General features: G+C 37.2%; 13 protein-coding genes. 4 read left to right on the forward strand and 9 right to left on the reverse strand.

Annotated features, from left to right (window positions below):
• Positions 1-223: 223 nt before the first annotated feature.
• The 3 genes from BALCAV_RS19280 to BALCAV_RS19290 form a co-directional block, all read right to left on the reverse strand.
• Positions 224-1,057, reverse strand: coding sequence for a 1,4-dihydroxy-6-naphthoate synthase (locus BALCAV_RS19280; protein ID WP_003323399.1), 834 nt, complete (start codon positions 1,055-1,057; stop codon positions 224-226).
• On the reverse strand, positions 1,054-1,704 hold the full coding sequence (locus tag BALCAV_RS19285; RefSeq protein ID WP_003323398.1) for a futalosine hydrolase: 651 nt from the start codon (positions 1,702-1,704) through the stop codon (positions 1,054-1,056). Before BALCAV_RS19285 ends, BALCAV_RS19280 begins: the two co-directional genes overlap by 4 nt.
• A 172-nt stretch (positions 1,705-1,876) precedes the next feature.
• Positions 1,877-2,248 (reverse strand): VOC family protein, encoded by a 372-nt coding sequence (locus BALCAV_RS19290; protein WP_003323397.1) that lies wholly within the window; start codon positions 2,246-2,248, stop codon positions 1,877-1,879.
• 228 nt (positions 2,249-2,476) lie between these two features.
• On the opposite strand from BALCAV_RS19290, the gene BALCAV_RS19295 reads away from it, so the two are divergent.
• Together BALCAV_RS19295 and BALCAV_RS19300 are read left to right on the forward strand one after the other, a co-directional pair.
• Complete coding sequence (locus BALCAV_RS19295) at positions 2,477-2,917, forward strand: RrF2 family transcriptional regulator (RefSeq protein ID WP_003323396.1); 441 nt, start codon at positions 2,477-2,479, stop codon at positions 2,915-2,917.
• Between the two features lie 167 nt (positions 2,918-3,084).
• Positions 3,085-3,558, forward strand: coding sequence for a YusW family protein (locus tag BALCAV_RS19300; protein ID WP_003323395.1), 474 nt, complete (start codon positions 3,085-3,087; stop codon positions 3,556-3,558).
• A gap of 97 nt (positions 3,559-3,655) precedes the next feature.
• Here the strand turns inward: BALCAV_RS19300 and BALCAV_RS19305 are convergent, their stop codons facing one another.
• Both BALCAV_RS19305 and BALCAV_RS19310 read right to left on the reverse strand, forming a co-directional pair.
• Positions 3,656-3,838, reverse strand: a complete 183-nt coding sequence (locus BALCAV_RS19305) for a hypothetical protein (protein ID WP_003323394.1) — start codon at positions 3,836-3,838, stop codon at positions 3,656-3,658.
• Positions 3,839-4,152: 314 nt separating this feature from the next.
• Positions 4,153-4,797, reverse strand: a complete 645-nt coding sequence (locus tag BALCAV_RS19310) for a peptidylprolyl isomerase (protein WP_003323393.1) — start codon at positions 4,795-4,797, stop codon at positions 4,153-4,155.
• 178 nt (positions 4,798-4,975) lie between these two features.
• Between BALCAV_RS19310 and BALCAV_RS19315 the strand changes: the two genes are divergently transcribed.
• On the forward strand, positions 4,976-6,037 hold the full coding sequence (locus tag BALCAV_RS19315) for a DUF3900 domain-containing protein (protein ID WP_003323391.1): 1,062 nt from the start codon (positions 4,976-4,978) through the stop codon (positions 6,035-6,037).
• Positions 6,038-6,140: 103 nt separating this feature from the next.
• On the opposite strand, the gene map is transcribed toward BALCAV_RS19315, so the two are convergent.
• The 4 genes from map to BALCAV_RS19335 all read right to left on the reverse strand — a co-directional run bounded on the left by map (position 6,141) and on the right by BALCAV_RS19335 (position 10,054).
• Complete coding sequence (gene map, locus BALCAV_RS19320) at positions 6,141-6,887, reverse strand: type I methionyl aminopeptidase (protein ID WP_003323390.1); 747 nt, start codon at positions 6,885-6,887, stop codon at positions 6,141-6,143.
• Positions 6,888-7,451: 564 nt separating this feature from the next.
• On the reverse strand, positions 7,452-7,913 hold the full coding sequence (locus BALCAV_RS19325) for a hypothetical protein (RefSeq protein ID WP_040324257.1): 462 nt from the start codon (positions 7,911-7,913) through the stop codon (positions 7,452-7,454).
• 91 nt (positions 7,914-8,004) lie between these two features.
• Positions 8,005-9,531, reverse strand: coding sequence for a PH domain-containing protein (locus tag BALCAV_RS19330; protein WP_003323388.1), 1,527 nt, complete (start codon positions 9,529-9,531; stop codon positions 8,005-8,007).
• Complete coding sequence (locus tag BALCAV_RS19335) at positions 9,518-10,054, reverse strand: PH domain-containing protein (RefSeq protein ID WP_003323387.1); 537 nt, start codon at positions 10,052-10,054, stop codon at positions 9,518-9,520. Before BALCAV_RS19335 ends, BALCAV_RS19330 begins: the two co-directional genes overlap by 14 nt.
• Before the next feature lie 228 nt (positions 10,055-10,282).
• On the opposite strand from BALCAV_RS19335, the gene BALCAV_RS19340 reads away from it, so the two are divergent.
• On the forward strand, positions 10,283-10,945 hold a 663-nt coding region (locus tag BALCAV_RS19340; protein ID WP_040324258.1), incomplete at its 3' end, for a DUF2207 domain-containing protein.

Below are 10,945 nucleotides of genomic sequence, written 5' to 3' on the forward strand. Positions count from 1 at the left end.
CTAATTCCCTACTCTCCCAATTTTCATTACCTATCACCCCTTATTCGCACCCTAATTCCCTACTCTCCCAATTTTCATTACCTATCACCCCCGATTCGCTCCCTAATCCCCAACATCCACCACTTTCATTACCTATCCCCACCAACAAAATTCTTCTCACACAAAAAAAGCCTCCCAAAAGTCAAATGACTCTTTTGAGACAGCTTTTTTCAACAATGATTTATTAATCACGTAGTCCTTTTAAATCAAACTTCGGAACGAGCCCTTCCTCCATCGCCCTTCCTAACAATGACTCGACCGCTGCATATCCATCTTCACCTAGGTTTGCTGAGAATTCATTTACGTAAAGCTCAATATGTGATTGGGCCACTTCGTCAGACATTTCCTGAGCATGCTCTAACACATATTGTTTAGAAGCCTCTGGATTTGCCCATGCATATTCAACTGAGGCTCTTACCCATTGACTAATTTCTTGATGATTCAATCCTCTTTTAGCAATAATTGCACCAAGTGGTATTGGTAAACCAGTATCAGCTTCCCACCAATTCCCTAAATCTTCAACAAGCTTCAAGTCATAATTTTGGTACGTAAAACGTGCTTCATGAATAACTAAACCAGCATCTACTTCTCCTTTTTGGACAGCAGGCATAATTTCATCGAACGGCATCACGATAATTTCACCGACACCGCCTTCTACTTGTTGCTTCACCCAAAGCCGAAAAAGCAAATATGCAGTAGAACGATCACTAGGAACCGCTACACTTTTACCTGATAACTCATTAGGACTTTTCACTTTTTCTTTCGACAACACGAGAGGGCCACAACCACGCCCTAATGCTCCTCCACATGGAATAAGACGATAATGTTCTAGCACCCAAGGAAGTGCTGCATAAGAAATTTTCATAATTTCTGGGCCCTCTTGATTGGCCGCCCAATAGTTTGTTTTATCAATATCAGCATAGGTTACATCTAGTTTTGGTGCATTGACAAGGCCAAATACGGCTGCATGAAAAATAAACGTATCATTTGGACAAGGTGAAAAGGCGATTTTTGTCATTGTACAACCTCCAATAATGTTTCACTTACGACTTCTAATAAATTTAATGCTTCTTTTAACTTCCATGCCTCTCGATTTCTCGGACCAACCTCATTAGAAATCGTCCGGACTTCGATGACAGGTACTTCAAAGAGCTTGGCAGCTGTAGCGACACCAAATCCTTCCATTGCTTCTGCTTTCGCTTCAGGAAAACGTTCCATTAGTTGCTCTGTTGTTTCATTCGTCCCTGTCACGGTACTCAACGTCAAAATTTGTCCATGAGAACTTGGTACACCCTTTTTAGTGAACGCACCTAGCAGCTTACGACTTACCGTTTGCTCCGCTTCAATCATGGACACACCTATATTCAACTGTTCAACTGGGAGGAACCCATCTGGTGATTCCGCACCTAGATCAGCAGCAACGATTTGAGATGATACGACAATAGAACCAACTGGTGCTCTTCCTTTAAAACCACCTGCTATCCCTAAGTTCAATACTAGATCATAATCATGTTGCATTAAGAGCTTTGTTGTAGCTGCTGCTGCCAAAGTGGGACCAACCCCCATCACTTCCACATCAATAAAGGATTGCTCACCAATAGCTCTCTTTACTGCTTCACGTTCCGCTTCGACTGATACTATTAATAAAATTCGTTTATGTTTCATTAAATTATGTACACCTTTCAATCTTACTAGACTAGATTTTCTTACAAGATCTATAATCCCTTATCCTAGTTTAACAATTGCTAAATAAATTGGAAAGAAAGCTGTTTTTTCTTTTATCATGTCCTTTTATTCACAAAACAAAAGAGCTGCATTCAACAGCTCCGAATTTCCTTTACTTATTTTCATCAATTAATTCAATGCGATTGCCAAATGGATCATAGATAAAACATCTTGCAACCCCTGGGATTTTATCATCGTTTTGAAAAGGTATTTGATGAAACTCTAGATGTTTTTGTAAGGCTGATAACGAGGAGACACAAAGGGCGGGATGAGCTTTTTTCGCTGGTTTAAAATCAGACTCTACACCGATATGAAGTTGAACATTCCCCGCTGTAACCCAAATCCCACCATTCTTTTTTAATTCTGCCGGCTTTTCGATTTCCTCCATTCCGAGCAGTTCCACAAAAAACTTTCGTGCTTCTTCTTCACAATCTTTAGGAGCTGCAAGTTGAACATGATCAATGGCTGTAAATTGAAATGACATATAAACCACCTCCTACTATATTTTATCATCAATCTTCTATTTATATTTCGAAAATTCACTTTTATAGTAAAAATTGGTCCTATTTTTTCTTCTATATCCATATAAAAACAAATTTATAGTATAGTAATGATAATAAGCTGTTTAGACATTTTGATCAGATTCAATCAAACAACCAAACCTAATGTTAAGTCACCTTCTTAAAAAACTAACAAAATAGAGGTGAAAACGATGCATCTAACGATTAAATCTGATTATGCGCTCAGAACTTTAATATATCTAGGTAGTCAATCGGACGTAACTTCGATGGTCACGATTAAGGAAATTGCTACAACTTACAACCTTCCAACTAGTCAAATTAAGAGAATTGCTCGTGAGCTTGAAGTGATTGGATATCTTGAAATTATTGACGGTAAAAAAGGGTATATTAAATTAGCCATTCCACCTTCCCAAATCACTTTAGGGGCTGTGATTAAAAGTACAGAAAGTCTTGATCTTCTTGAGTGCTTTAATCATGAGCAAAACCAATGTATTATAAGCCCCGCTTGCCAATTAAAGCCCATTTTATCCGAAGCTCTACAAGCCTTTTTACACGTTTTAGAAAAATACACCCTTCAAGATTTAGTAAACAATAAAACCGATTTACACTCTCTATTCTTAATATTTAAATAACAGTTGAAATTGGACTAGCTCACAAGGTTAATTGGTCTTATGAGTAGTCTTTTTTTATTGCAAATGAATCAGACACAGTCAATTTGAATGATAAGATTAAAATTAATAAAAATGGGTATACTTCCATATCAAGTAAACAAAATAACGAAGTCTTGGGAGGAATATACATGATAAAAAGATTAGCCTATACTACACTATTACTTAGCCTACTTACATTAGTCGCTTGTAATACAACAAATGAAGAGGTACCTACTGAGCCAATAGAGGACCCAGGAACTGATACGACTACTCCTGATGAAGAAGTCAATGAAACGACTCCTGAATCTGACAAATCAATTACAGACTTTAGCCTCGAAATCGATACAACTGAAAATGATGAATTGATTGATATTGAATATGAAGAAGAAAGAAATGGCCTCGAAGCAAAATATCAAGCAGATGGTGAAAACCTAACAGGAGAAGAAGCTAAATCTGTGATTGAAGATTTGTTGACATCTCTTTCCTTACAATCAGATATGAGCAATGAAGATATTATTAGTCGTGTTTTAGAGCACTTTAACTTAACAGAGGACCAAGTCGTTGATTTTGATCTCGAGGTTGAATTTAACGGCGTCAAAGAAATCGATATTGATTGGAATTAAGTGAATAAGGATTTTCTATTAAAAAAGTTAGATGACCGTCATTTCTAATCATCTAACTTTTTTTAGGTAGTTTTGTCCCCACCTCTTTCTCCCCCACTTAACATATGCACCTTTTTATGGACATCGCCTCTATCCAGTTTTGCTTTCTTCTGACCAACACTTCTTTTATCCATCGGCAATTTCCTATTTTATCTCCTTTATAGGCCTGGATCAGCTCTATCTCTAATAATAAACGCTCTCCATAACTTTTTTCTAAATGGCCTATTTCTAAAAATAACATCAAAAAACCTCCCTAGATCTCTAGAGAGGGTTATCATTCAGATTCCAAATTTTTCGAGGTTTTATGAACAGTAAAAATCCAAAGATTTAATCAAACATCTTCTTACTTATGGAGTTCATTCAATTAAAAAGACATTACCTTAAAAATGGACAGACTAACCCTATCTAGATCATCATTTTGTTTTTAATTTCACAAATAATGTTCTAAAAAAATAGGATTAAAGCTTCATCGTATAAGGTACCTGTCCCTTTCATCATATTTATTTTCCATTAGAATAATATAATTTCCAAATTACTGTCAAGCGATAGTTTCTTTTATTCCACTTCTACAAATTCAACGGTCATTTGCTTAATCACTTGCTCTTGCCCCTGAACCGGCATATCTCGACTATCTGTTTCAACTGCGACGATTTCATTTACAACATCCATTCCATCGGTGACTTTCCCAAACCCTGCATAATCACCATCTAAATGTGGCGAGGTTTCAACCATAATAAAAAATTGTGATCCAGCTGAATCAGGATGTTGACTACGAGCCATTGAGATAACGCCCGGATCATGCTTTAAATCATTCTCAAAACCATTGCTTTCAAATTCGCCTTCAACTGTATGACCAGGTCCACCAGTGCCGTTCCCATCAGGGTCGCCTCCTTGAATCATAAATCCAGGAATAATCCGGTGAAATGTAAGACCATCATAAAAACCATCTTGTACAAGGCTAACAAAGTTATCGACTGTTTTAGGTGCTACGTCTGGGTAAAGTTCAATGACCACTTCCCCACCATTTTCCATCTCCATTGTCACGATCGGCTGCTGTCCTTCAGGTACAACAGTTGAAACCTCTTCGTTTCCGTCACCAGTTACCTGTTCACCTTCATGATTATTTTCTGCTTGTCCACAAGCTGTAACGAACATCATTAACATACATGCAGCCAGAGCCACTATCCATTTCTTCATCATCTCTAACGTCTCCCCTTTTCATAGCAAATACTCAATAAGAAAAAGATACCAAAATTGATAAGGGAAAGTCAAAATAATGGCCAAACAGGATTACTAGCAATTGACGAAACACTCCCCAACTTCTATACTGAAAAAATCGTGAAATGATACGTTTATGCTAATAAAGGATGGGATTCATTTGGATTTTGAGATACAATTTTTATCTTTTTATGTTGTGCAAATTGATGGACAAGGTGAGCAAACGAATAAGCTTTATAAACATTTTCAAACATTAAATAAAGCTGAATTTGAGCAAAGTCAGTTAAAAGACTTTTTAGATGGCGAACTGAAAAAAATCGTCAATCGAAAAGTGGAGCGTCATCCTAAGTCAGATCAAGTGCCGACAAAGATCGGTCGTTTTGTGACCGAGCCTGGTCATGAATTAACATCCAATCCGAACTATAATCTTTTTTATCGTGCACGAACAGCGGAATCCAAGATGGACTTTCAAGAAGTCTCTGAAAAATTTGTCCGAATCTATCTTGAAACGAGTGCCGTTCGGGGTGGTGCCTTTTTAGTAGCAACTGCTGTGCCACGCAAATTTTATGATGATGCTTTCGTTTTTATTATGAAATGTGATTTCGAGCCAAAAGTAGCGACCATTTCAGATGAAGCCTCTCTTATTCGAAAAGTGGAACATGCGATTACCACCAAAAACATGAAGTCGATTCAATATCCTTTTATGCCTGAAGAAGGCATGATTGAAGAAGCAGAAGTAAAAATTCATCAAGCTTCACACGCTCGTTATTTTGAGGATTTTTTAAAGTATGTTGAATATGGAGATGCGATGCCAACCATCATTAAATCCCAAGTATTGAACATCGTCCAAGAGCATGTAACTGAAAGCTTTTCCGACAATCGCGAAGAACGACAAAAGTTCGAGCACGAATTAGAAATTTGGGAAGCCAGTGAAAAAAGGGAAATTAGCGAAAGACTTGATACCCATCAAGTGATGGAAGCTTCGGCCCATATTGTCGAACAAACTCCAGAAGCGGAAATTAAAATGAAACTTGGTGAAACAGAGATCAAAGCTCTCCTTGCTGATTTTGGGGAAACCCTTCACCTAGCCAAGTTAAATGGTCGTTACGTGCTTTTAGTTGAAGCCGAAGCCATTCAATTTGAAAAAGGGGTTTCGCCTGTTGAATTTTATAAACCCGATGATTTACATGAAATTATTGAAAAAATAAATCGAAAAGGGTAGTTCTGTTTTGTGGAGATGCTCCACTCTTTGGGACAATGACAAAGAACCAGCCATTTGAGTAGCTGCTGCTACAAAAAAACTGGTTCTTTATTAATATACTCAACTATTGTTCCGTTAAAATAATCGGGCCTTCTTTCGTAATCGCTAACGTATGCTCGTATTGGGCCGAACGCTTCCCATCAGTTGTTCTTGCTGTCCAGCCGTTGCTATCCATTTTACTTTGCCATTTTCCTGCGTTTACCATCGGTTCAATTGTGATAACCATTCCTTCTTTTAAACGTAACCCTTTTCCTGGCTGCCCGTAATGAAGAATTTGTGGCTCCTCATGCAAGGTCGGTCCGATTCCATGTCCTGTAAAGTCTCTTACAACCGAAAAACCTTCTGCTTCGACATAGGATTGAATCGCATGACCAATATCTCCGGTCCGATTGCCAACAACTGCTTGCTCAATCGCTAAATCCAATGACTTTTTTGTTACATCTAATAGCTTTTGGTTCTCTTCGCTAATTTCTCCAACTGCATACGTCCAGGCTGAATCTGCTAGGGCCCCATTTAAATTAACAACCATGTCAATCGTAACAATATCACCTTTCTTCAGCATCTTTTTGCGAGGAAAGCCATGGCAAATCTCATCATTTACAGACGCACAAGTCGCATATTTATAACCTTGATACCCTTTTTGTTCAGGCGTCGCCCCATGGTCTGCTAAATATTTTTCAACAAACTCATCAATTTGCATGGTTGTCATACCAGGCTGAATGAGCTTCGCAATTTCTTTATGGCAATTAGCAAGTAACTTTCCAGCCTCATGCATTAGTGCTATTTCTCGTTTTGACTTTAACGTAATCATAACTGATCATCCTTTATAAATTATTTCATTTTATATAAGTGCCTTCCACTCAATTAAACCTCTTCATTTTATCTTTTTCTATCCTAACATAAATTCAAAACTGAAACCCTAGATGCCTCTACTATAAGGTTGAACCCATCTATTTTATTAAATAATTATATGGAGTTCAAATAAGAAAAGTTAATGGCAATGTTAAAGACAAAATGAGGTGTTTGCGTTGCTTATTGCTGTCGATTGGTAATGGGAGTCACACTTTTTCTGATTTTGATTACCTATTACTTTAGATTGGTAATCAAATTTTCGCCTTTCCTGATTTTCATTACTTATTACTCCGGATTGGTAATGAAATTTTCGCCTTTCCTGATTTTCATTACTTATTACTCCGGATTCGTAATGAAATCCTCGCCTTTCCTAATTTTCATTACCTATTACTCCCGATTGGTAATCAAATTTTCGCCTTTCCTGATTTTCATTACCTATTACTTCAGATTGGTAATGAAATCCTCGCTTTTCCAAAATTTCATTACCTATTACTTCAGATTGGTAATGAAATCCTCGCCTTTCCTAATTTTCATTACCTATTACTCCGGATTGGTAATGAAATTTTCGGATTTCCTGATTTTCATTACCTATTACTTCAGATTGGTAATGAAATCCTCGCTTTTCCAAAATTTCATTACCTATTACCCCGGATTGGTAATCAAATTTTCGGATTTCCTGATTTTCATTACCTATTACTCCCGATTGGTAATGAAATCCTCGCTTTTCCCGATTTTCATTACCTATTACTCCCGATTCGTAATGAAATCCTCGCTTTTCCAAAATTTCATTACCTATTACCCCGGATTGGTAATCAAATTTTCGCTTTTCCAAAATTTCATTACCTATTACCCCGGATTGGTAATCAAATTTTCGCTTTTCCCGATTTTCATTACCTATTACCCCGGATTGGTAATGAAATCCTCGCTTTTCCTGATTTTCATTACCTATTACTCCCGATTGGTAATGAAATCCCCCCTTTTTCAAATTTTCATTACCAAAACCTCTTGTCAGAACTCATCAAAAAAAGACTACCCGAAGTTAGTTTATCAACTCGGGTAAGCCTCACTTTTTCCTTTTACTCTGATTGAATCGGCCCTTGTTCTATCTCAACTTTCTTTTTTGGCCTCTTTTGATACCAATCATAATACTCATATGCCTCTTCAAGGGGAACATCTTGAATCGATGCAAAATGAACTGGTGTTCCGCGTGTTGCGATTGTAAGTGTAGATAGACCAAATAACTTTTGCAATCTTGATTGAGAAATTCCAACCTCTTCAATCCTTTTCTTTTCGGCAATTACCATCTCAACAGAAAAGGACCCCGACCTCATTTGTACAAAGGGATGAAAAAGACCATGTCCACTATGGCGGTAATCAATATACCTTAAGAAAATAATAAGCACTAATAATATCGGTGATACATACCAACGTTCAATCCAGAAATAAAACAACACAGCACTTGCAATCAACCAAAAATAGCTCGGCCTCATTAACTTTACATATAAAGCTTGCTTCGGTAATTTCCTCATTCCCTCTTCTATCTTAAACATAGGAAGCACTTCCGGTAACAGTGCTGTGGCCCGCCTTTCTGAGATAAAAGGAAATAACATCGTTGATTCTACTTTCTCATCTCCATATGCACCAGCACAGACGAGTTCCACTCCAACAATACCAAACCACCGCCGCAAAAAGGTTTTCGTAAATTTAACCGCTTGGACTTTATTTTTAGCGATCGTCCACTCCGTTTGAGACAGTACCCCTTTTTTTACAAATATTCGTTCCTCATTTGTCTCAACTTGATAATTTCCATACGTTAAAAAAGTGGTAATTAAGCCAAAGATAAGAGAAATCACAAGTAAGACTAATATCGCAAATAAAATAAAGGTCCACGTTTGACTAATAAATTGATAAGCCTCACTTACATACTCATCAATCGAAAAAACATCACTTAATTGGGCTAAAAAACCAAATAAAATCGGGACTAAAGCTAAGACGCTCATCGACGTAAAAGCCGCAAACACTATTTCTTTTGATCTAATTTGATAGTGAAGCTTCTTGTCCTCTTGCAAAATAGGTTCCTCAGCCCATTCTTCACTTCCTTCGTTTACGTTAATTTCTTGCTGCTTTTCGCGATAAGTGGCGATATAATCCTTTACCCATAAGGCATCTTCACGTTTGATACATTCAAGCTTAATCGAAGAGTCACTTGAACTTGCCGCTGTATCCAAAGTAACCGTCGTTAATCCAAAAGGACGCTGCAAAAAATGCGTATTCATTTGTACTCCCTGAATCCTTTCTAATTGAACAAACCTTTTTTTACGAATAAACCGTCCTTCATTTACTCTTAATTCATCGCCACTAAAACTATATCTAAAATTAATCCATTTAAAAATTAACGAAATGAGCATATACAAGAAAATTAACCCAACTCCAATTTGAGCAATTCGCGTAAACATAGAAGGTTCTCCCGCGTTCACAAAAAAGAAAAGGATAATCGGAATTAACAACTCTTTAATCGACTTTAAAATAGAAAACGGAATCCAAAGAGGATGCAAACGCTGCCCTTGATTTGTTTGTCCTTGAGACGTTTCATCTCTCCTCATCGTGATTCAACTCCTCTTCTTCCCACTCTTGCTCAGATTCCCCAAGATCAGCAAACGAAGCAATTTTCCCACGTAACGCTTGAGCTGTTTGCTCTGGAATCGCTGGAATTTCATGAGTAGAAGCGGTTGTCCCAACTGTTAATGTCGATAAATGATAATACCTTAACAATGGACCTTGATTTGTATTTACATATTGTACTTTCACCATCGGAATGATGTAGTGTCGTTTCGTAAGCACTCCAAATTTTAATTGAATAAAATCCTCATCGACTTCATAACGCCATGTTCGTTGCAGCAATGTCGGTCTAATAAACACAGCAAAAATACCATATAACACATCAATTACTAATAAACCAATCGCAACATAACCAATCCAATCAAACCATTCAAAATATTGCTGTAAAAAAAGAATAATTGCTAACACAAGAATACTAATAATATGCTGGACCAAAGCTGAAATTCTCCAAACCTTGACCGCATCCGGGGAAATCTTTTGACTTGGGTCTTGAATACGTTCTAACATCGGCTCTCCTCTTTCTCCAATAAAATTCTTTCTTATATACGATAGCTAACTCCTAAAAGTTACATATAATTTTGAAAATCTTCCCAAACTATGAACATCAATCACATTATAGCATAGCTCTTTTTAGCGATTAAAGAGAATGCCTTCTTGTCCCAACTGAGCACTAATGAAACTTTTTGGTTGTTTAAATCGTATAGTTATTATGAAACACAAAGGACGGTGACATAAATGCACAGAAATTGGTTGCTATTATTATTAATCCCCTTTCTCATGATAACCTTTCCTACAAATGCTTTAGCCATTGATTTTACGATTACAGATAGTCATATCGATGCCTACTTACAGGAAAACGGTGAAGTTTATGTAGAAGAAACGTTGATATATGAATTTGAGGATGAGTTTAATGGGATACTCCGTCAGCTTATTCCTGCCAAAGAAACGACGATTGCTAATTTTGAAGCATTTGAGGGCGAACGTTCTTTAACAGTTGAACAAGACGAGAGTCAATATCGAATCTATCGTAGTGGTGCTCACGAAACGGTTGCTTTCACCTTAACTTATACAATCATTGATGCTGTAGATGTTTATGCTGATCTGGCGACATTTGCATGGGCGTTTTTTGATAAGCACAACGAGACACCTTACACTAATTTTTCCGTCTCCGTTTATCCACCTAATGAGACAGAAGATGTACTTGCTTACGGAACAGATAAAGCGTTTGAAACAGAAACAATTCAAGCAGATGGTTCGGTCCTATTTGAATTAGGTACAATCGCTGCAAAAGAAGACGGTAGTGTGTACGTTGCCTTTGATTCAGCTCTTTTTCCATCAGCTTCTACAACCTCTCCAAACACAGTGAGAGAAGACTTTCTAAACGAAAAAGAAGCCTTA

It is taken from the genome of Alkalihalobacillus alcalophilus ATCC 27647 = CGMCC 1.3604 (assembly GCF_000292245.2).
Lineage (GTDB): Bacteria > Bacillota > Bacilli > Bacillales > Bacillaceae_D > Alkalihalobacillus > Alkalihalobacillus alcalophilus.